The sequence below is a fragment of the Microcoleus sp. SVA1B4 genome (genome assembly GCF_036700545.1).
Taxonomy (GTDB): domain Bacteria; phylum Cyanobacteriota; class Cyanobacteriia; order Cyanobacteriales; family Microcoleaceae; genus Microcoleus.
This window is the reverse complement of sequence record NZ_JAUBPB010000020.1, coordinates 1-22,746: the sequence shown is the minus strand read 5'-3', so window position 1 is coordinate 22,746 and position 22,746 is coordinate 1. Positions and strand designations below refer to the sequence as shown.

Sequence of the window (22,746 nt, the reverse complement as noted above, 5' to 3'; positions counted from 1 at the left end):
ATCGGATACAGGTTTTTTATTTCTGGACGGATGAATCACGTGGCGGGTATCCTGGATGCGGGAATTGTCAACAGTCAACAGTCAACAGTCAACAATTAATTGTTGAGAGCGTTTAAGGCTAGCAATCCAGCACCGAAAGCTGGTTCGTATCGGGGCGAAATAACCTTAGCTTTTGGGGCGATCGCACTTATGGCTGCTTCAAACCGACCTCGGCAATTTGCCTCTCCACCCCACACACCTCCTACGATCACAATTTCAAATTCTTCTGTTTGGTTAAATAGCGCTGAAATGGCTATTTTGGTTGAATAGGTTAATTCTGCTACAGCATTATTGATAATGCAGTCAGCGACGCGATCGCCCTCTGCTGCGGCTTGTTGGACAATCGGCGCTAAAGCTGCAATTTCTTTGACTCCCCAACCGCGCCCGTAAACAACTTCTACCAATTCTTCTAGGTTATTGAGGCCTAAATGCTTTTGAAATTTTTCCGCAAGCACGGTAAAATCTTCGCGTCCGTCATAGAACTTCAAAGCAGCTTGCAAACCCTGAAGGGCTATGTTATACCCGCTGCCTTCATCGCCTAAAATATATCCCCAACCGCCGACTCGTTTAGTTTTCCCGTGACGGTTTTGCCCAAAAACAATCGAACCTGTTCCTGAAATAACGGCGATACCTACTGGATAACCTGTACCGCCAGCAAGTGCGATCGCGCAGTCGCTGCAAATTACTATATTCCTGGGCAGGAACGATCGGGTTACTGGTAAAGTATTCGTCAACTGCAAGTTCTGCACTACAAATTGCACTATTTCACGATCTTTTGGACGCCCGACGCCTGCTAGTCCCAGACCAATTGCTTCTATGTTGAGATTGCTATTCATCTCGATTTTAGCGGACAGAACTGCTCGTTCGATCGCCAATTGGATGGATTGTTTTGCTGTCTCAATTCCCAGGGTTTGATAATTGGACGGCCCTGCTTCACCCCGTCCTAAAACAAGGTGGTTGTCATCCATTAAAAGGCAGATTGTTTTAGTGCCGCCGCCGTCGATGCCGAATACGTAGCTCATGAATAATTTAGAGAATAATAGAGCAACCCAGATTAACAGATATCTCTCTATTCTACGCTTTGTACAATCAGATTAAACTGAGATGTTGTACCATTGTCAATAAGCCTTTTATGAACAGGCTTTCCGGCCTGTTCCACAAGAAAATTAATCTCCTGTGGAACAGACCGGAAAGCCTGTTCTTCAGAATGGTGCAAGATGTGAGATTAAATCGACAGAGCAATGCTAATAATAATTAAACCTAATAATGCTAACCAAACCAGATGGCGCTGACACCAATTTTTGATTGATTGCAGCCCGTCGCCGCTGCTGTAAGGAATCGTCTGTGGCACAAGTGGCTCAGCTTGATTGTGATAAAGCGTGCATTCTTTGGCAAAAGGACGCTGCGGGTAGTTGCAAGTATCGTCTGCGTGATAAATACAGGTAGTACACAGAAATTCTTCGGGTTTCGATCGATAAAGGGGGATACCCGGATGACCGAAAGCTTTGAGGGGGATTTTGCAGTGTGGACAGGCCAGGGCTTGGGCGTCTACAGGTTGGTGACAGCGGGGGCAATCAGGCATAGACAGCAGGGTGATGGGGTAATGTGGTGGGTAGGCTCATTAGCGGGTTTTCCGAACGCCGAGAATGGGCGATCGCCTCGCCATCAGGCGGCTGGATGCTCCAAAATAGAAAGGTAGGTGTGCGCTGATGTAACTTTAAGTTTACAGATGGTTTCGCAGCGACTGCAGGCGACCTGAGCCGATCGGGTATGAAAGGGCAAACATTAGGAAAAATCTATGGATAACAATAGCAACTTACTCAAACAACTGGTAATGCTGGGCATTGGTACTACCTCTCTGGTGGCAGAGAAATTGCAGGAAGTCAGCGAGCAATGGGTCAAAGATGGCAAAATCAATCCTGAGCAAGCCAAAACCTTTGTCGATGACATGACGGAGCACATCAAGTCTGAACAGGGGAATTGGGAGACGCAGTTGCAGCGGCAACTACGGAATATGCTGCAAGATATGGGAGTCCCCCGACAGTCCGAAATGGATGAGTTGCGGGGAAGGCTCGATCGTTTGGAACGTCAGATGCGGGATTTAGAAAACCGTAACTGGCGCTGAGTTCGCTCCTCTTCTGCAAGCTTCGCTAACGCCCGCGAGAAGTTGGCTGCTATCTTGTGATAAGATTGTCACCCGAAGGCAGAAGGCTAAAAAAGGCACTTATGTAGAAGCCATTTATGTAGAATAACAAACATTTTGACTTCATACTTTTGCCTTTAAAATTATCTGATACCTGCCGTTTTTTGGTGGAAAAGTTCAGATAAAATTTGGTAGTTCTTGTTGTACTAGATGTCTTAGATATCTGAGATATCGCGGTTAAAAGTATTAGGAGGATTAATTTTGCGAGGAGTTCTAGTCAGCTTGGGAGTAATGCTGGTTTGCTTTTTGTTTTTGATAGTCGCTCAAATGGGCGGTTCTGGGTCCCAAGCAGTTGCAGCCGAATTGAACAATCTTTTACCAGAGACTGCTATTGAGAAGTTGTCAGCGCAGTCTTTGAATGAAAATAGCTTGCTAGTAGCTGATGCTACTTTACCGAAGGTACCAGCTACTATCGCTGGCAATAACATGACTGATAATACTGAGAAAACTGTTAATACTGAGAAAACTGTCACCACAGATTCAGGTCTGAAATATGTTGAATTGACAGAGGGTAAGGGGGCGACTCCAAAAACCGGGCAGACGGTTGTCGTACACTACACTGGAACTTTGGAGGATGGCACGAAGTTTGACAGTTCGCGCGATCGCAATTCACCTTTTCAGTTCAAAATTGGCGTGGGTCAAGTAATTAAGGGTTGGGATGAAGGTGTCGGTACGATGAAAGTTGGAGACCGGCGCAAGTTGATTATTCCCCCTGAACTCGGTTACGGCGCTCGCGGTGCGGGCGGGGTGATTCCTCCTAATGCTACGCTGATTTTTGATGTGGAATTGTTGAGAATCGGTGGCTAGGTAGCTCAATCTAATTCAACGTAAAACTTTTACGGTATTTAGAAACCCGGTTTTTTTTGAGAAACCGGGTTTTTGTGTATGTTCTGGTTGATTTACGATCGCTTCGGAGATGCCAGATTGCGAAAGCAGGTATATTGGGCGTCAAATAATAGTTTGATGATTCCTGTGGGCCCGTTTCTGTGTTTGGTAATAATTACTTCTGCAATTCCGCGATCGGGCGAATCAGGATTGTAATATTCATCGCGGTAGAGCATAATTACTAAATCTGCGTCTTGCTCAATGCTTCCACTTTCTCTCAAATCTGACATCATGGGCCGCTTGTTTGTCCTCGCTTCTACACCCCGACTCAACTGAGATAAGGCAATAATCGGCACGTTGAGTTCGCGGGCTAAACCTTTAAGACTTCTGGTAATTCGAGATAGTTCTTGCACACGGTTGTCGCTGGTACCTTCCATTAATTGCAGGTAATCTAGCAAGACTAATCCTAGGGTTCCGCCTTGTTCTGCTTGGAGGCGGCGGACTTTCGATCGTATTTCTGTGACGGTAATATTGGGAGTATCGTCAATAAATAGTGGTAGTTCTGATAAATTGCCAATGGCTGTACTGATTGGTTCCCATTCGTTTTGACTGATTCTACCCGATCGCAATCGGTTACTTTCTATTTTGGCTTCGCTGGACAGGATGCGCTGCACTAGCTGTTCTTTCGACATTTCTAAGCTGAAAACGGCAACCGGCAATTTCTGCTGTCCGGCGGCGATGTGGTGGGCGATGTTGGTACAGAAAGCAGTATTGTGAACGCAGATATCGTTAGCCACAAAATTGTGCGTCTCCGGGATAGTTAAGTCGTAAACTTGCTTGTTTCCCATCGGTTCGATGGAAACTATTTCATCCCAGTAAACCTCGCTATCTGCCAGTTGTTTCAGCCACAAATTATCTAAAGCCGTTGCTAAAACTAAAAATCTTTCCCTGGACAGCGCACGTCTACCAACGTGGATATTTGAATGACCTTTGATACCTGCGCGTTTTGCTAAGGATGCCCAAGATTCGTTGCCTTTTGCTAATGCTAGATATTCCCAAGCTTCCACTGGAATCAAATCGCGGTTATTGTGAGATTCTTTATTTTCTAATGCTTCTTTTACTTTGAATAAGGCTACCTCTTTGCCAAAAATGCCAATTTCTGATATGAAGGTTTTGATTGATTTTGCGTCAGTAATATCAATTTGCCAAGCTGGTCTGCGAGTATTTTTGTATTTGACAGAACGCTTTTTGAGGGCGGCAATGATGCCAAATCTCAGCAGTAGATGCTGGACGTGTCTGGCTAGTCCTTCGCTGACAGAACAGTAGCCTAGTTGAGATTGACCGCTGGTAAGCACGGTTGCCCAGCCGTCTGTTGAAAAGAGGCGGTTGAGAAAAAGGGCAACTTGCGATCGCTCCAATTTAAAAACTATTTCTGGTACTGTTTTCTGGTGAGCATTTTTGCCCATCAGACCTAATTCTTCTAACCAATGTCTCAGAGGATTTTTATGTTTTGTATTAATAGCATCCATTCCGGGCCCGGTTAGCTGTTTTGGTTCTACTTCTAAAATTTCACAGATCCGACTAAATAATTCTTGATTTGGGAAGGCAATTCCTTGTACCCAAGACCAGGCTAAAACAGGTGGAACTTCCAATTTTTGAGCGAATTCTGGAACAGACAAATTTCGTTTTTCAAGGAGTTTTTGTAGATTCCCACCAAAGAGCTCTATTTTCTCTGTGTAACCTTCTCGATCGCCCATGACATAATATTCTGGTGCGCGTTTCCCTTGCTCGCGGAATCGCAGCTTAAGACCTCCGAAGCTAGTAGCAGCTTCAGCAAAATCTTGTAGTATAGCAGTATTTCCATTTGTGAACTTCGGGGCGCTGCGTGTCAAACACCCATCCCCAATTAGATAAGCCAATAACTTAACTTCACAGGATCGGATGGTTTCTTTACCAAAAACATTCATCCTGCGGGGGACAGCAATTTTATCGCCTGCTTGTATTTGGGCCAACTGCCGCCATCCCTTAATTGTTAAAAATGGGTGTGTAATTGTAGTTTCTATAAAGCGTCCCAGTCTTGTTGTGACCCGAAATACAGGCTTAATTCCATCATCTATAAAAGCTGATGGTCTAGTTAGGTGAAATTGCCAATCTTCTCCTAATGTTAGGAATTCAGCTTGACGTTTTTGATAGATTTCTTCAAGGGTAACAAGGCTTCCATCGCTTTGTAGAATAACGGACTCATCTGTACAGCACTTTCCCATCGCCGGCCTAGCCGCAACGATGATTAAATCCGATCGCTGAAAGCCTCCTGTCATAGCATCTAAGTCATAGAAACCGCACGGAATACCGGGAAGTGTGAGGCCTTCATTGCGATTTTCTAGGTCTTGAAATGTTTGGTTTAGTGTTTCGCCGATCGATACTAAATCCTGTTGCGGGCGTTCTTGAGTTATGCTGAAAATTTCTTGTTCGGCGCGGTCTAAGACTGTTTCTAGTGGTGTTGCTGTCTCGTAACCTAATTGTACTATGTTGTTGCCAGCTTCGATTAATTTGCGGCGCTGATATTTGTCTTCAACTAAAACTGCATATTGGTCGATGTTGACTGCGGAAACTGTGCGATCGACTAATTGTGCTAATTTAGTTAGTCCTCCTACTTGCTCTAACTGGTTGCGGTCGGTTAGCGCAGTTGTTACCGTCATTAAATCGGTAGGTTGACCCTGTAAAAATAGCCCTAATGCCGATCGATAAATGACTTGATGAGCGCTGATGGCAAAAAACTCCGGTCGCAGAAGTTCGGCAATTCGGGAAATAGCTTCAGGGTCAATTAAAATTCCCCCCAAAATTGCTTCTTCTGCCTCTATATTTGTCGGCATCAAATCGCTCATTAGTCAATAGTTATTGGTTATTGGTTATTGGTTATTGGTTATTGGTTATTGGTTATTGGTTATGGGTTATTAGAAAAACAAATGACAATGCCCCATGCCCAATGCCCAATTCCCAATTCCCAATTCCCAATACCAAATTACATCGGAACAACTTGAATATCAACTTCGGCGGTAACTTCGGCGTGAAGTTTGATTTCAGCTTTGTATGTACCAGTTTGGCGAATTTCGGGTAGGGTGATGCCCCGCCGATCGACTTCTTGACTGGTAGAGTTGAAAATTAGTTCTGCTACTTCTTGGTTGGTAACAGTACCAAAAATCGCGTCAGCTTCGCCAACTTGCTTGGAAATGATGAAAGGCCCAGCCGATTCGAGGGCGGTTTTGCGGACTTCAGCTTGCTGCTTGAGCTCTAGCTGGCGCAGTCTTTCTTCTTCACGGCGGCGCTCTGCTTGCTTGAGAATGCCTGGAGTGGCTTTAAATCCCATGCCTTGGGGTACTAGGTAGTTGCGGGCGTAGCCTGGGGCTACTTCTACTACGTCGCCAGCTTTGCCGAGTTTGCTGACATCTTTATTTAAAACTAATTGAACGCGCTTGGCCATGATCGTGGGTTGTGGGGTTTTAACTGCAACTTTTTATAATAGCGAAGTTTTAGGGGCGATCGCAAGGGAGTTCGGCAACGGATTATGTAGCGGATGTAACGGATGTAACGGATTTAATGGATGGATGTTGAGATTCGAGGTTCGAGATTCGACGTTCGAGGGAAGAAACAGGGATAATATTTTTAAGGGGCAAATTCAGTTTGAAATTACGCAACACGGGGGTGCTGTAATGAGCCAAATCAACTACAGTGCAATGTCTTACCGAACACTCAGGCTTGATTTTCAAGGCGCTGGGCGACGATCGATCGCGCTACAGTAGCAACTAACTGGGTCGGATTGATCGGCTTGGCTAAGTGTTTGTCAAATCCGGCTTGCAAAATTTGGCGCTCGTTGGCTTCTCCAGCATAGGCCGTTAAGGCGATCGCCAACAACTGCCGATACTCAGGCGCAAGCTGAGTGCGGATGCGATGGATCAACATATATCCGTCCATCTGGGGCATTCCGATGTCGCTGACGAGCAAATCCGGTGCAGTTTGTTCGATCGACTCTAGCGCCTCAGCAGCAGATGACAGGGAAATCACCTCTGCACCCGCTTCCTCAAGCACGAAAGCAACAAAATCTCGCGAGTCGAGTTCATCATCTACCACCAAAATTCTCAATCCAGCTAGTGGCAAGGATGAGAGATCGGGACAAGCAGACCAATTGAGGGCTTCATCGTCCTGCCTTCTAGAATCATCATTTAATAGCGGTAATCTCACCGTAAACGTCGCTCCTTGACCTTCTCCTGCGCTTTCTGCAAACACCGTTCCGCCGTGAAGTTCGATCAGTTGGCGAACGATCGCCAATCCCAATCCCAAGCCGCCAAATTTGCGAGTTGTTGCGCCATCTTCTTGTCGGAAATGGTCAAAAACATAAGGCAAGAAATCGGGAAGAATACCTTTACCCGTGTCCGTAACTTTAATTTGAGCTTGGTGTTCGATTTGCCCTAATCGAACTTCTACTCGACCGCCTTCTGGCGTGAATTTCACAGCATTTGATAACAAATTCCACACAATTTGTTGCAAGCGACTTGTATCGCCGAGAACTTGCCCGACATCGGGATTTAAGATTGTTTGGATTTGAATTTTTTTAGCTTCCGCTGCTAATTGCACGGTTTCCACAGCAGATGGAATAATGGTTGCCAGATTCATCGGAGCAACATTCAATCTGAGTTTTCCTTGCAGAATCCGAGATACGTCAAGCAAGTCTTCGATTAATTGAGATTGCAGTCTGGCGTTGCGCTCAATTGTCTCAAAAGCTTTGGCACTTTGACTGGCGTTCAGCTTGCCGCCGACGAGCAGTTGCGACCAGCCTAAAATCGGATTCAGGGGCGATCGCAACTCGTGAGAAAGCACAGCCAGAAACTCATCTTTAATGCGGTTAGCTCGCTCGGCTTCCGTGCGGGCAGTTTGTTCTAATTGGAGAACTATATCACGGTCGGTTTCCACTTGTTTGCGTTCTGTAATGTCGATTACAGAGCCGATATAACCCTCAAATTGTCCGCTTTCGGAAAATCGGGGAGCCGCCGCATCGATCGCCCAAGAATATCCGCCATCCTTGCGCCCGACGCGATATTCAACGCTGTACCGTTCCTGGCGTTCCTTGGCGGTAAAAAATGCGTTCTTGACCTGTTCGCGGTCTTCTGGATGCAGCGCGTTTATCCAACCCAATCCTAAACCTGTTTCCTCAGTTTGACCTGTGAATTCATACCAGGTTTCGCTCAAGAAAGTGCAATAGCCTGTGGAGTCTGTTACCCATACCATAAAAGGAGCATTGTTAGCCATAGTGCGGAATCGTTCTTCGCTTTCTTGCAGCGCTGCTTCTGCTTGTTTGCGTTCTGTGATATCCCGACAGACAATCACTCCGCCTTTGATTTCGTTGCTAATATCAACTACCGGATAACCGCTGATACTGATCCAGCGACCTTCGGTATCTTGGCGACGGACAAATACCTCTACATCATTGACATATTCACCTTTTATTGCTCTGGCTAGAGGTAGTTCAGCGGCGGGGAAAAGGGTTTTTTGGTCTGCCAAAAATAGTCCGTAGGTGCTCGACCATTCCTCACAAGATTTTTCATTCGATAGCTGACCGAATACCCCCACTGCGGCTTGGTTAAACAACACAAACTCCCCTTGTTGGTTTGCCAAAATTAAACCATCGCCAATGCTGTCAATGATGACTTGCAGTAACTTAGTTTGTTCTTGCATGGCGACTTCGGCTCGTTTGCGATTTGTGATTTCGCTGGAGATGCCAATCAGGCCGATGACTTCTCCCGCCTGATTGCGGTATGGAGCTTTCATTACCAGAAATGTGCGAATGCCATCGTGAGATTCTTCGAGGACTTCTGTTTGTCCCGACTCCATAATCCGCCGATCGTTTTCCGTGACTGTGACTGCAAGTTCTGTTACTGGGTATAAATCGATATCGCGACCACCAATTACTTCAGAAGCAGATTTGCCCATTATTTCCAGCGTGGCTGGATTGGCATAAATAATCCGTCCTTCTCGATCTTTGACAAAAATGGGCGTGGGTGCTGACTCGTTAATTACGTTCAAAATCGCATTTTTTTGCCGCAGTTCTTCTTCCGTGCGTTTGCGATCGCTAATATCGCTCCAATAAACCGTAAGTCCTGCGGCCGCAGGATAGGCGCTCACTTCTATATACATCTGGATCGACGGGGAGAACTCTTCAAACTTGACAGAAACTTGTTCGGAAACAACTCGATGAAATTCTTGATATGCCCTTGAATTGGATTCTTTCTCGGCGGGGAATACCTCCCAGATCGATCGACCTAGCAAGTCGTTTCTCGATCGAGAAAGCAGTTTTTCTGCTGTGGCATTAACGTAGGTATAGCGCCATTGTGAATCGATCACCATAAAGGCATCAGTAATACTTTCTAGAATATTGCTGACTTGCTGGGAGGCCGCTTGTACCGCGAGTTCAGCGTTTTTGCGCTCGGTGATGATTTCGCAAAAAATCATGATGCCGCCAATCTCATTGGTGTTGGTTCGCCAAGGGTGAATTTCCCAGCGCACCCAGTCGATGGAGCCATCAGGGCGGGTAAACCGATCTTCAGGGCAGGTTTCGACTGCTCCCGCCAGACAGCGCTCGTGGATTTGTTTCCAACGATCGGGCAAATTGGGAAAGATGTCGTAGTGCGATCGGCCGACAATGTTTTGAGTACCGATCCCGTAACTTGATAGCCAGCGGTCGCTCACCAGCATATACCGCATCTGGCGGTCAAACATCGCCACCCCCGCAGGCGAATGTTTGACGAACAGTCGCAGTTGCTCGGACTGTTGCTGCAGCAGATTCTCCGATTGTTTGCGATCGCTAATGTCTTTGAAAAGTACGGCGACTTTGCGGCTGTGCGGCTCAGGAGTGCGGAAAGCCGAAACCTCAAACCAGCGGTTCATGGCTTCCGAGCCGTGTTCAAAGCGCAATGGTTCCCCCGTGAGCGCGACTTTGCCGTACATCTCAAACCAATAATTTTCGTGATTTGGAAGGAGCTGTCGCACCGTTTTACCTGTAGCTTGTTCGAGTCCGGTTTGTTTCACAAAGGCAGGATTGACTTCCAAAAAGCGGTAATCGATCGGCTTTTCGTCGGCGTCAAACAGCATTTCGATGATGCAAAAACCTTCGTCTAGGGACTCAAACAAAGTGCGATAGCGTTCTTCAGAGCGGTGCAAAGCAGCAAGAGCTTGTTTGCGATCGCTAATATCCATGAAGGCCGCCACACAGCCGCGAACTGCGCCCTCTTCGTCAAATAACGGCACCGCATTCACCAACCAATCAAAGGCTACCCCGTCCTCGCGCACCATTTGAATTTCCACATCTCGCACTTCGACGCCGGAAGCCACAGCTAGTTGCATTGGGAGTTGTTCTCCTGGAATTTCTTCTCCGTTGCGGAATCGTCTAAACGGAAGGGTTGCGGCTTGCTCTCCGGTTCCAGAAACATTGGTATCCGGCGGCACTATCAACATCGACTGGGCAAATCGGTTAGCGCGAATTACTTTACACTGTGGGTCGCGGGCGATCGTAATGCCAACGGGTACAGCATCAAGTATCGATTCCAGTTCATTGACTCGTCGCTCTAGTTCTTGGTTGAGCCGTTGAATTTCTTTTTTGGTAGCTTTGCGATCGGTAATTTCTAGCACCGTCACATTCACGCCCAAAACGCGATCGTCCTCGGCCCTGAGTGGATAGACACTCAACAGCCAATCGCGATCGACTCCCGGCTGTGCTGAGTTCGTCCTGCTAAGTTCGAGCTGTTGAAGTGGAACTTTAGTTTCAATAACTTGTCGGTAAAGTGGCTCTAAATCATCTGCCATTTCTGGCAAGATTTCGCGCAATGTTTTGCCGATGTGGGCGGCGGCTGGAACTCCGTTTATTTCTGCTAGCCGATCGTTGATGCGGACAAACCGCAACTCGGTATCGAGGAAGCAAAGTCCGATCGGCGCACTAGCATAAATCGCCTCGATTTCTGTTAGTTGTTGCTGCGAAGTTTGTGCTTGTTTAATTGAATCAGCCCGATCCGCTTTCTGCTCGGTGACATCTTGAAAATAAACGGCAAGTCCCGATGGGATGAGATAAGCTCGTACCGCATACCAAGCATTGAGTGGCGGATCAAAAAATTCAAAACTCACCGTAATTTGTTCCCGAACAGGCAAGATGCCTGTTCCACAAGAAGAAAATTCATCTTTTGTGAAACGGGCATCTTGCCCGTTCTTGAGAATGGTGCAAGATGCGATCTCAAACAAACTGCCCACTGATTCGGGAAACTCTTCCCAAATGCTGTTGCCAATCAAATCTTTCGAGGGTCGATTCAGCCACCGCGCCGCTTGCGAATTGAGGTAGGTAAATCGCCAGTCTCGATCCAAAGCAAAGAACCCGTCCGAAATACTTTCGAGGGTGTCTGACAGTTGGGCCGCGGGCGCGTTACAGACTGGTTCGGGTTGAGGCTGAGCGATAGGAGTGAAGGTTGTTACTACCGCATAGGGAGTCGATCGATCTCCCTGAAATAAAGGTTGAGAATTGAGCGTCAACCAAATCAATTCTCCCTGTGGCCGATAAAAGCCCATGATGACATTTAAACATGGTTGCCCGGTTTGCAGCGCCACCATCGCCGGATGTGTCTCGCCGGGAAAATCCGAGCCATCTTCACGCAGAGTCTGCCAGCGACTGTTGATTGAAGTGCATAAGAGCATCTGTTCTGCTGTCATCCCCAACAGCTCCTGGGCGTGACAATTGCACCCCTGAATGCTACCATCTGCCAATTGCAGAACCATCCCTACATCAGTTGGCAAAGGCGCGGCTGGGTAGAACGCTTTGTTAGAATCCGTTGAAACAGAGGGGTCGATTTTTGCTTGGGGTTCAGTATTGCGTGGGTTTTGCATCGGTTTCTAACAACGCTTATTTTACTTTGGGCAAAGCAAATCGCGAGCAATAATAGGGAAATAACCAGAGGAACTTTTGACTTGAGCAGGGTGACACTTCAAACCTAAGATGGATGTCGATCGTTCTGCGGTAATAATATCGATATCTAGACAATTTATTTTATCGTAGAGTCCCACGTCTGAACCATTTGCGGGATTCGGCAGAGGCGACGGGGAATTTTCTGGCTGTTTCAAATGCCAGGTTAGTCCGTCTCATCAGTTTTCCGTGTTGCTGCATATTACCCATTGCTGTTGCTGGTTTTCGCGCGAACAGATGGCACTTGCACACAGATAAATAAGTAGATTAAGCTGGAAAATAAATAAGCCCTCTCTTGCAGCGAGTGAAACGAAGCAATCGCTCTGGTTACGCCCGCGTTACCTTCTGTTACATTGTGGTAAACTTTATTTGCGCCTACCTACTTAAAAACCCGGTTTCTTTGCGTAAACCAGATGGTAAATTTAGGCAAGGTTCTGTTCGTCTCAACGGTAAACGGGCGATCGTATTTACCCAATACAGGGCAGCCTGCTTCCTCCCGTGCCGACGTTTGTGTCAAGTTTGACCGCGCGCCTTTTACCTTTGTTAATTTCACAAACTTAATCCTATGCACATATTCACCGCCGGCGATCGCAACTATATTCTGGGGTTGGCAGCACTTCTTAAGTCTATAGATTTGAATGTTAGTAAATCGGGACAGGAGCAGGTAAAAATTAGCATTGTATCTACCGGCATAGCTCCACAGCAAAAGGAACAGTTACAGAATTGCTGCAAATACCAGATTGAATGGCAAGAATTGCAATCTAGTTACGACCAACTTCTTTCTCTGTCAGGTTCTAAACTTGCTTACGTTAAATTGCAGCCTGAAAAATATACCAAGGAAACAGAAAGGCTGATTTGGCTCGACAGCGACACGATCGTTCTGGGAAGTTTAGAGCCACTGTGGAACCTCGATCTTCAAACAATGCCGATAGCAGCCGCACCCAATGTCTGGGGAAATACGAACAATTCTCAAGATCGAAACCCTTATTTCAATACGGGTGTTTTAGTTTACAACATGAAGCTTTGGGAGGAAGAGCAACTGTCCGAAAAGTTGATGGAAAACGCTCGATTAAACCTTTGGGGGGATCACGATCAGGGTGCATTAAATTCTGTTTTAGCGGGAAGGTGGAAGCAATTAGACCAAATCTGGAACAACCACAAGACTGATGATATGTCAAGTAAAGTGATGCACTTTATGTCAAGACCGAAACCGTGGGAAAGCTCAACCCCCAATCAATTATGGCTCGATATGTTGTCTCAGACACCGTTTAAGGACGAAGTGGAAAAAATTCCCAAGAATTTTAATTGGCTGTCGAGATTTAAGATAAAATACAGAGCATTTGGCCAGTGGTTGAGGGAACCGACAACCAAGTTTAAGAGTTACCTGAAGAAACAAAAACGTTAAGGTCAATCAATTTTAGATTTTAGATTTTAGATTTTAGAATTGAAGCATTGACTTGCGCGAGATGAATCACGTGGCGGGTATCCTGGATGCGAGGGGGTCAAAATTGGTCTTTCATGCCGCGCAATCGAGCGAAGGTTTGCACTGGATCGGAGGTGTTGGTGGCTGATTGGAGGTTGGGAAAATCCCAGCGCAAAAATGGGTTTGTGCTTTTTTCGATGCCGATCGATGATGGTATTGTAGGTTGCGATCGACTGCGCGCTTCCTTGACTTGGGCGAAGCGCTGCTGTAAATCGGGATTGTCGCCATCCACACTCAAGGCAAATTGCAGGTTGTTCAGCGTGTATTCGTGGGCGCACCAGACTCTCGTACTATCGGGCAAGTTTCGCAGTTGCCGCAGAGAGGCTAACATTTGGGCGGGAGTGCCTTCTTTGAGCCTGCCGCAGCCGCCGGCAAATAAGGTGTCGCCGCAAAACAATTCGCCGGTTTCGCTGGGGTTGCTGGGGGGGAAATAGTAGGCGATGTGAGCTTTTGTGTGGCCGGGTAGGAAGAAGACTTCGGCGGTTCTGTTGGCGAAAGAAACTCGATCGCCCGCTTGTAAAAACACTTGCTGTCCGGGTATTCTGCCTCTATCTTCTGCGCCACCATAAACTTTAATTTGGGGAAAGCGATCGATCAGTTCCTGATTGCCGCCTACGTGGTCGCTGTGGTGGTGGGTAATGAAAATTGCGGTTAATTCGGCTCCGAGCGATCGCAGTTGCTCTAATACTGGCTGCGATCGTGCTGGATCGACGACTGCTGCGGTGTGGCGATCGGGGTCGTGCAGCAAGAAAATGTAATTGTCGGACAGTACCGGAAGCCGATAAACCTGCATAGAAAAGTGCCTCTCTCGGAAAAATATTATATAATTAAGTTACTCTGAACGCTATCCGAAGGCTGATTGCAGATTTATTAAGTCCGCATATCTATCTTGGGAAGTAAACCTGGAAGTAAAACTCTAATACGTTATTTATGCTGTTGAGCAAATTGATTTGCGGTCGAGTACGCACCATTTTTGGGTCATGAACTGCAATCGGCTTTAACTATTTTAGCATACAAGCGATCGAATAAATGCGAACATCTCACAACAAATCAAACTTAACAATTTCTCAAAAAGTCGATCGGATTGTAGCCTCTGGGAAGATCACTCGCAGGGAACACTTAGTTTTGACTTCGGCTATCCTGTCAGATGATAAAATTTCAGAAGAGGATCGACATCAAATCAATCGGATATTTGATTATATCCAAATTGGTCGCCTCAAGTTTATCGATTGAAAACAAAGACTTGCACAGTCAGCATCTATCTGGAGTATAAAAAGCGTTTTTTAGGAGTGCGATCGTCCCGTCGGGCACAGCAAAGCCTATATATTTCGCTTGAATTCTCCGGCTCACGCGGAGTGTGAAAGCGTCAGATGTGGAAGTCTCAAATTAACAAGGCTCTTGGCAATCCCAGCTACAAAAACAGGCAGAATAAAATGAGTGCAGAAAAACCAACTATTTTGGTGACGGGCGGAGCTGGATATATTGGCTCTCACGCAGTATTAGCGCTGAAAAACGCCGGTTATGGTGTGGTGATTTTGGATAATTTAGTTTACGGTCACAGAGATTTAGTAGATCAGGCTTTGCAGGTGGAGTTAGTAGTTGGCGATACGAACGATCGCACTCTTCTCGATAACTTGTTTGCTACGCACAAGATTGATGCGGTAATGCACTTTTCGGCTTACGCTTACGTGGGCGAATCTGTTACCGACCCAGCTAAATATTATCGCAACAATGTCATCGGCACTATTACGCTTTTGGAAGCAATGATCGCTGCTGACGTGAAGAAATTTGTGTTTTCTTCTACTTGCGCGACTTACGGTGTACCGCAGAAAATCCCGCTCACAGAAGACCACCCACAAAACCCGATCAATCCCTACGGTGCTACTAAGTTAATGGTAGAACGGATTTTGTCGGATTTTGACGCTGCGTATGATTTCAAGTCTGTTTGTTTCCGCTATTTTAACGCGGCTGGGGCTGACCCGAACGGGTTGTTAGGAGAGGATCACAATCCAGAAACTCACCTGATCCCGCTGGTGTTGTTCGCGGCTTTGGGTAAACGAGATTCGATCGCGATTTTTGGCACGGATTACGATACTCCTGACGGTACTTGCATCCGGGATTACATTCACGTTAACGATTTGGCATCTGCTCACATTTTAGGATTAGAATATTTGCTAAATGGTGGCAAATCTGATTTCTTTAATTTGGGCAATGGGGGCGGGTTTTCGGTGAAAGAGGTGATAGAAACGGCTCGCCAAGTGACGGGAAAAGAGATTAAGGCTGTTGAGTGCGATCGGCGTCCAGGAGACCCGCCTGCTTTAGTTGGTAGCAGCAAAAAGGCGATCGAAACATTGGGTTGGTCTCCAGAGTATCCCGACATTAAGAACATTATCTCCCATGCTTGGCAGTGGCACCAAAAACGCCACAACTCTTAGTCTGTAGCGTGCTTATGTCGCACCTTACCATTACAGCAAAGTTTGATTGAATTCTTGTGGGGAGTAGGGGTTGGGCGTCCCGCCCGCCCCAAAAATACAATATGCTAATAATATCTGCTAAATCGGGACAACTCGGCAACCGACTGCTGCTTTTTGCTAATTTCATTGCTTGGGCGATCGAGCATAATTTGACTGTTCTCAATCCGGCTTTTGACGAATATGCAGGATTCTTTGTGGGAACCGCAGGGGATTTTTTGTGTTGTTATCCTCCTCCATATTTTACCGCACCAGGCAACAAGTTTGTCAGAAGTAAATATTATAATTTTATTAAGTATTTAAGCAACAAAAAAATATTAAAAACGCAAGAAATAACCCGAAAAGAACCTTTTAGTTGGCTAAAATATCAGGATATCGAACAAATCAAGCACGGTTCAATTGTTTGTTTTCAAGGCTGGCTGTTTCGAGATGGCTGGTTTGTAGAAGATATCCCCAAGTTACACAAGTACGCCGACCCGATTAGAGCATACTTTGCACCATTAGAGCGATATAGAATCAATGTAGAGCGTTTGATATTGAATTTAAAAAATAACTCGGATCTGCTCGTTGGAATTCACATCCGTCAAGGAGATTATGCTCAGCATCAACAGGGGAGATACTTTTACAAAAATGAGCAATATTTAGAAGTCATGAATTCTGTGGTAAGGCTATTTGAAGGAAAAAAAATCAAGTTTTTGATTTGTTCTAATCTTTCGCAAAATCCGAGTTTATTTGAGAGTTTTAACTGTGGATTTGGCAGCAGTCATTTAATTGAAGATATGTATGCTTTGGCTGAATGCGACTATGTTGTCGGGCCGCCTAGCAGTTATACTATGTGGGCTTCTTTTTATGGAGATAAACCTCTTTATATGATCCGCAATGTCAATAAAACAATTAACCTGAAAGATTTTGTACATTTTTATGAATGGCAAGGAATTTTTCACGAACGAGATGACTGGAGTGAGAGCTTTTGGGAGTGGACACACTGAGGGGAATAAGTAAATCAATAAGTAAATTAATGAATTCAAATAAATTAGCAGTTAAGGGATTTATCACTATTTTAACCGGTCTTTACTCTTTCCAGGATTGCGTTCATTTTCTGGCGTCTGTTAGGAAGTTTCACCGGGAACCAATTATTATTTTAATAGATAGAGTTCCTCAATTTTTATATCCTTTACTTCAGGTGTTTGGAAATGTCATATTGAAACCTGCACCCTCTAATGAAAATCCTGTTTTGGCGTCGCGGCTAGCTAAGCTGGCTTTGTACGGGGAATCTCTGTTTGAGAAAACTATTTATATGGATTGTGATATTTGTTTGCTGTCGCCAATAGATGAGGTGTTTGATTTTCTTGATGGGGTGGATTTGTTGGTGACGGAAGATGTGCAGCCTGCGATTGCTAAAGCGGCAAATTTATTAAGAGTTAAGCAGGATATTCTGTCAACTTTGCAGTCTGTCGGGTTGCCGCTAAATGAAAATAGCATTCAATACAATGGCGGATTTATCGCTTTTACGAAAAGTAGTAAAACTCACGAATTGTTCACAAACTTTAAGAAATATTTCGATATGGTAGTTGCCCATCAAAATGTGCTACTGTTGAAAGACCAGGGCGCTTTTGCGGCGGCTGTTGAATCGGTGAAACCGAAAATGACAACTTTGTCCCCGGTTTACAACTACTTGGATAAGTGGAAAGATGTTTATACGATCGACAAACCGATTAAAGTAATGCACTGCACTTATCCTTACCGCCCTCAGTACGCAAAGAACGTGACGCGATCGCTCTTTACTAGAATAGTCGATCGCACAGCTAAAATATTTTTACCAAATCAACTTAACAATCCCTGGCGTTTAAAATAATTAAAGTTTGTTGGCAAACTGCATCAAAAGCAACAAAGTTTTGCCCAAACAAAAAAAATTAGCCTCAACATATCCGAAAATTTACCTAGAAGAATTATTGCTGGCTTGAATAACAGTCTTGGGTTCATTATTGTGTTTTTTTTACCAAAAGACGCGTTGCTGCCCTTTGCCCTGGTTAAAAACCCGGTTGCTTTGGTCGGGAGTGCGTGAGTCCCCATCGCCTTGACAAAAGCTCGGTTAAGCAGGAAAATTAAACAAATGTTTTAAACAAAATACTCAGTGAAAGTTTCATTAGTAGTGAGCGATTTGTCAGGAGGAGGTGCAATTCGTGCTTTTTTATTAGCTCAAGTCTTGATAGAGCTTAAATGTGATGTAGAAGTTGTGGGATTTCAGTTTGGCACGGAATTGTATGCTACTCCTCCCAGAGATATCCCGGTATGTGCGATACCGGGGAAAAATTATCCGGGGTTTTTAAGGGATGCTCAAAAACTTTGGAAAAAAATAGATGGGGATATTATTTATGCAGTTAAACCTAAACCTACAAGCTTTGGATTATCACTGCTAAAAAAACTGGCGACTCGCCACTCTATAATTTTAGATATAGACGACTGGGAAATGAGCTGGTACGGCGGAGATGAATGGAAATACCGTCCATCTTTCAAACAACTTTATCGAGATATTTTTAAACATAACGGTCAATTGAGAGAACCAGATCATCCCCTCTATCTCAAGTGGATGGAAGGTCTCATTCACCGTGCGGATGCAGTCACCGTTGATACTGAGTTTTTACAAGAGCGTTTTGGTGGTGTATATTTGCCTAATGGTAAGGATACTGCAATGTTCGACCCTGCTAAATACAATCCTGAATTGAGCAGACAGCGTTACGGCTTGTCCGGGTATAGAGTTCTGATGTTTCCGGGGGCACCGCGACCTCACAAAGGTGTTGAGGATGTTTTGATGGCCCTCGAACAGTTAAATGAGCCCGATTTAAAATTAGCGATCGTCGGTGGGAGTCCTTATGATGATTATGATGATAAACTTGTGAAACAATGGGGGCGTTGGATTATTAAACTGCCAAGGTTTCCGGTGGAGACAATGCCGTCGGTTGTAGCGGCGGCTCATGTTGTCGTTGTTCCTCAGCGAGAAACTCTCACAGCCGTGGCTCAGTTTCCGCTCAAGCTGACAGATGGTATGGCAATGGCTAAGCCTGTTTTATCTACGCGAGTGGGGGATATTCCAGCAATTTTAGGAGGAACGGGTTATTTAGTCGATCCGAGTTCTCCCGCTCAAATTTCACAAAAAATTCAATGGATATTTCAACATTTGACAGCGGCTAATTTACAAGGAATGAAAGCTCGGGAAAGATGTGTGAAAAAATATAGTATTCAAGCAATGAAACCGATACTTTCAGATATAATCGCAGGTATGTAAATGTTATTTTAAACCGACTCACGGGAGGAAGAAAAACTGGCTGTTATTAAAGAATATTTTGAGATGCCGTACTGTTTAGCTGGGAATGCTTCATGTCTGCCAATAAGCTACTCCTAAAATTTGCCAGACGATATCCCGGCAGGATTCTCTTAACTGTGATGCTGGGCTTTTCTGGCGCTTTATTCAACGGTATCAGCACTACTCTGATTGTACCAGTGCTTTTAAGTTTTTTAGATCACGCTATCGAGCTGCGCGGCGCTCCATCTCTAATTAAAACTTTGATGTATCCCTTTGAGGGAATGCCCGAAAATCAGCGTTTAATGTTGATGACCGGGGCGGTTGTGCTGGCAATTTTTTTTAAAAATGTTGCGAGTTATATCAATACTTTAGTAGCTACTTCTTTGACGCGATCTTTGACTTTTGATTTACGAGAAGCAGGTTTGCGGTTGTTGTTAGAAGTAGATTTAGATTTTTACTCTAAAACTAAAGTCGGCGATTTAATTAATAGATTGGGCGGAGAGATTGGTCGGACTGCTAGTGCAGTTGGTACGGCCATCGGAATGTTTACTACGTCAATCACGGTTTTGGTGTTTGTGGGCCTGCTACTTTCTATTTCGTGGAAACTGACGGTGACAGCTACAGTTTTGCTGGCGTTAGTTGCTTGGGCAAATCAATATATTATTAACCGTTCCAAGCATTTTGGCCACCTGCTTTCTGAAATGTCGAAAGATTATTCGGTTAGGGTGCTGGAAACCATTACGGGGATTCGGCTGGTCAAGTCAACTGGGAACGAGGAAAGGGAGTATCAGCGGATCAAGTATTTAATTCAAAGGCGAGAACAAGCGGATTTTCAGGCTCAGGTAAATTATGCGGCGATCGCCCCAATTAACGAAGTTGTTAATTTGATAGTTATAATTTTGATTGTATTTATAGGTCGCACCATATTTGCGAATGAGATAGAGTCTATTGCTACAATTTTATTAACCTACTTATTGGTACTTTTTAGGTTAATTCCTTTAATTTCACAGTTGAATAGCGGGCGCAGTCAATTTGCTAATACGTCGGCTAGTGTAGAGGTGGTTAATGATTTTTTGAGCTGCGAGGACAAGCCATTTATGCTGAACGGTTCTGTGCCTTACACTCATTTGCGATCGGGAATTCATTTTAATAAAATATCTTTTAGTTATCCTAACCACAAAAATTTAGTTTTGCAAGGAATTGATTTATTTCTACCTCACGGCACTACTTTGGCTTTGGTAGGAACTTCGGGTTCTGGCAAGTCAACTTTGGCAGATTTACTGCCGAGATTTTACGATCCTACTGAAGGTCATATCTCGATCGATGGCAGGGATTTGCGCGAATTTGAGCTGAAAAGTCTCAGACAAGCGATGGGTATTGTTAGCCAAGATACGTTTTTGTTTAATGCTTCAGTGCGCGAAAATATTGCTTACGCTAGGCCTCAAGCGACTGAGGAAGAAATTGTGGAAGCGGCGAAGGGAGCGAATGCTTATGAGTTTATCCAACTGTTGCCGGAGGGGTTGGATACTCAAATTGGCGATCGGGGCGTGATTTTATCGGGAGGGCAGCGTCAGAGAATTTCAATTGCTAGAGCCCTGCTGCAAAACCCGGAAATCTTAATTTTAGATGAGGCAACGAGTTCGCTGGATACGGTTTCGGAAAGGTACGTGCAAGCGGCGATCGAGAAATTGAGTTGCGATCGCACAACGTTGGTAATCGCCCACCGCCTCTCCACAGTCCAAAAAGCCAACAAAATCGCCGTGATCGATCGCGGACAAGTAGTAGAAATGGGCTCCCACGAAGAATTGCTAGCAAAAGGAGGATACTACACTCGCTTGTATTCAGTGCAATTTGCCGAAGAAACCGCTCGCGATGAAGCTCTAATTAGAGGTTCTTACGAAATTCGCACTCGCCTGACTCCCATGATAGCTTACCTCAAAATGCTAGTAGATGAAATGGTAGACTCTCCCGAAGAAAGAGACGAGTTAATCAGAGAATCATTTCACTCTGCTGCCAATATTTTCACTACTTTAGAATTTATAGAAAATACTATTAAGCGTCAGGCTGTTAAAAAGTAGTCATTAGTCATTAGTCATTAGTCAACAGTCAACAATTACTAATTACCACTTACTAACTACCAATTACCATGTCCAAATATTATGTATTTTTTACCAGAAATACCTTGCCACAACCCAATGTAGCGAGCTTAGTTCAAGTTGCCCACTCTGCCAATGCCGCAGCAAACCTCGGTTATCCAGCAGTTTTGGTATACCTCCGCAAAGGCTGGAGTGCTTTGAATCCGGTTGATTTGCTTTTTCCTTTTCAACCCAGGAAACCAGATAACAAACTTGCCAAAATCTACAATATTCAAGATAAATTAAAAGTAGCAGATTTACCGATGCCGTGGCCGATCGACCTTTGGGACAGCAAGTGGACGAGTTCCAGTACAATAGTATCAAAATACTACTTACCGATTCACCTGCTTAAATCCACTAAAATTGTCCACACCCGCGACTGGAACTTTGTCAAAGCAGCAATTAAAAACGGAATTCCCGCTATCTATGAACAGCATCACCATGAAAACAAGCAATTTGAATCAGAAATTGTCCGCAATCCTCTGTTTCAAATTTCCGTAACTGTTGCCCATACTGTCCGAGACAGCATGATTAAGAATGGAATGCCGCCGGAAAAAGTAATTACACTGCACAACGGTTTTAACCATTTGTTTCTCGCGAGACAAACAGAAGCAGCCCAGAATTGGCGACACCAATTATTAGAAGATGACAGACAGCATTTAGCAGTTTATGCAGGGGGACTTTACCCGTTTAAAGGTGTTGATATGTTGGTGGATGTGGCTAAGGAATTGCCACTGGTTCAATTTGCGATCGCGGGCGGTGATTCATCCCAAGTAACAGCCTACCAGCAATTAGCCAAATCCAAGCAAGTTAACAACATTAAATTTCTCGGCTACCTGCCGCAAAATCAACTAGCTAGCTTGCTGCAAGCAGCCGATGTTTTGACTCACCCGCACTGTTTGACAGAGGCCGCGACGTTCACATCTCCTTTAAAATTCTTTGATTACATGGCATCGGGAACCCCGATTGTAGCGACGGAGATTGCATCTTTAATGGAATTTAAATCGGGAAATATAGCAGCAACTTGGTGCGAACCGGATAACCCGCACCAGTTCGCGCAAAGCATTCGAGATTGTTTAACCAAATATCCGAGGAAAACCGAAGGTTATGCAGAAACGATGGATTTTGTCAAGCAATTCTCGTGGGAAAATAGGATACAGAAAATTATGGGTTATGTAGATGAGCAAGTGCGATATCCGATAATTCAAAATTCCGTAGATACTGTCTTGAACTGTCAAGGGGTAGCGAGTAAATAATTGGGGTCGAAAGGCTTTTGGGACTTTAAAATTCC

15 protein-coding genes are annotated in these 22,746 nt (G+C 44.9%); 9 read left to right on the top strand and 6 right to left on the bottom strand.

What is annotated here, in order from left to right:
* Positions 1-95: 95 nt before the first annotated feature.
* Positions 96-1,061, bottom strand: a complete 966-nt coding sequence (locus QT987_RS11955; RefSeq protein ID WP_333240056.1) for a BadF/BadG/BcrA/BcrD ATPase family protein — start codon at positions 1,059-1,061, stop codon at positions 96-98.
* A 203-nt stretch (positions 1,062-1,264) separates the two neighbouring features.
* Positions 1,265-1,621, bottom strand: a complete 357-nt coding sequence (locus QT987_RS11950; RefSeq protein ID WP_333240054.1) for a zinc ribbon domain-containing protein — start codon at positions 1,619-1,621, stop codon at positions 1,265-1,267.
* Between the two features lie 216 nt (positions 1,622-1,837).
* Here QT987_RS11950 and QT987_RS11945 point away from each other — a divergent pair, with 216 nt between their 5' ends.
* Together QT987_RS11945 and QT987_RS11940 are read left to right on the top strand one after the other, a co-directional pair.
* Complete coding sequence (locus tag QT987_RS11945; RefSeq protein WP_333053835.1) at positions 1,838-2,164, top strand: phasin family protein; 327 nt, start codon at positions 1,838-1,840, stop codon at positions 2,162-2,164.
* A gap of 279 nt (positions 2,165-2,443) precedes the next feature.
* Positions 2,444-3,049, top strand: a complete 606-nt coding sequence (locus tag QT987_RS11940; protein WP_333053834.1) for an FKBP-type peptidyl-prolyl cis-trans isomerase — start codon at positions 2,444-2,446, stop codon at positions 3,047-3,049.
* Between the two features lie 92 nt (positions 3,050-3,141).
* Here the strand turns inward: QT987_RS11940 and dnaB are convergent, their stop codons facing one another.
* From dnaB to QT987_RS11925, 3 genes are all read right to left on the bottom strand, one after another.
* A complete protein-coding gene (gene dnaB, locus QT987_RS11935; protein WP_333240052.1) occupies positions 3,142-5,952 on the bottom strand; it encodes a replicative DNA helicase in 2,811 nt (936 codons plus the stop codon).
* A gap of 137 nt (positions 5,953-6,089) precedes the next feature.
* Positions 6,090-6,548: a 50S ribosomal protein L9 gene (gene rplI / locus QT987_RS11930; RefSeq protein WP_333053831.1), complete on the bottom strand. Its 459-nt coding sequence runs from the start codon at positions 6,546-6,548 to the stop codon at positions 6,090-6,092.
* 269 nt (positions 6,549-6,817) lie between these two features.
* The gene (locus tag QT987_RS11925) at positions 6,818-11,986 is read right to left on the bottom strand and encodes a PAS domain-containing protein (protein ID WP_333240050.1); all 5,169 of its coding nucleotides are present in this window, start codon (positions 11,984-11,986) and stop codon (positions 6,818-6,820) included.
* A gap of 641 nt (positions 11,987-12,627) precedes the next feature.
* On the opposite strand from QT987_RS11925, the gene QT987_RS11920 reads away from it, so the two are divergent.
* On the top strand, positions 12,628-13,467 hold the full coding sequence (locus QT987_RS11920; RefSeq protein WP_333240048.1) for a glycosyltransferase: 840 nt from the start codon (positions 12,628-12,630) through the stop codon (positions 13,465-13,467).
* A 97-nt stretch (positions 13,468-13,564) separates the two neighbouring features.
* Here the strand turns inward: QT987_RS11920 and gloB are convergent, their stop codons facing one another.
* Complete coding sequence (gene gloB / locus QT987_RS11915) at positions 13,565-14,338, bottom strand: hydroxyacylglutathione hydrolase (RefSeq protein WP_333240046.1); 774 nt, start codon at positions 14,336-14,338, stop codon at positions 13,565-13,567.
* A gap of 640 nt (positions 14,339-14,978) precedes the next feature.
* On the opposite strand from gloB, the gene galE reads away from it, so the two are divergent.
* The 6 genes from galE to QT987_RS11885 all read left to right on the top strand — a co-directional run bounded on the left by galE (position 14,979) and on the right by QT987_RS11885 (position 22,711).
* Positions 14,979-15,980 carry a UDP-glucose 4-epimerase GalE gene (gene galE, locus QT987_RS11910; RefSeq protein WP_333240044.1) on the top strand — a complete coding sequence of 334 codons (1,002 nt, stop codon included), beginning with the start codon at positions 14,979-14,981 and terminating at the stop codon, positions 15,978-15,980.
* Between the two features lie 101 nt (positions 15,981-16,081).
* Complete coding sequence (locus tag QT987_RS11905; RefSeq protein WP_333240042.1) at positions 16,082-17,005, top strand: alpha-1,2-fucosyltransferase; 924 nt, start codon at positions 16,082-16,084, stop codon at positions 17,003-17,005.
* 29 nt (positions 17,006-17,034) lie between these two features.
* Positions 17,035-17,871: a hypothetical protein gene (locus QT987_RS11900; RefSeq protein WP_333240040.1), complete on the top strand. Its 837-nt coding sequence runs from the start codon at positions 17,035-17,037 to the stop codon at positions 17,869-17,871.
* 279 nt (positions 17,872-18,150) lie between these two features.
* Complete coding sequence (locus QT987_RS11895; RefSeq protein ID WP_333240038.1) at positions 18,151-19,302, top strand: glycosyltransferase family 4 protein; 1,152 nt, start codon at positions 18,151-18,153, stop codon at positions 19,300-19,302.
* A 92-nt stretch (positions 19,303-19,394) separates the two neighbouring features.
* Complete coding sequence (locus tag QT987_RS11890) at positions 19,395-21,398, top strand: ABC transporter ATP-binding protein (protein ID WP_333240036.1); 2,004 nt, start codon at positions 19,395-19,397, stop codon at positions 21,396-21,398.
* A gap of 68 nt (positions 21,399-21,466) precedes the next feature.
* A complete protein-coding gene (locus tag QT987_RS11885; protein WP_333240034.1) occupies positions 21,467-22,711 on the top strand; it encodes a glycosyltransferase family 4 protein in 1,245 nt (414 codons plus the stop codon).
* Positions 22,712-22,746: the final 35 nt, after the last annotated feature.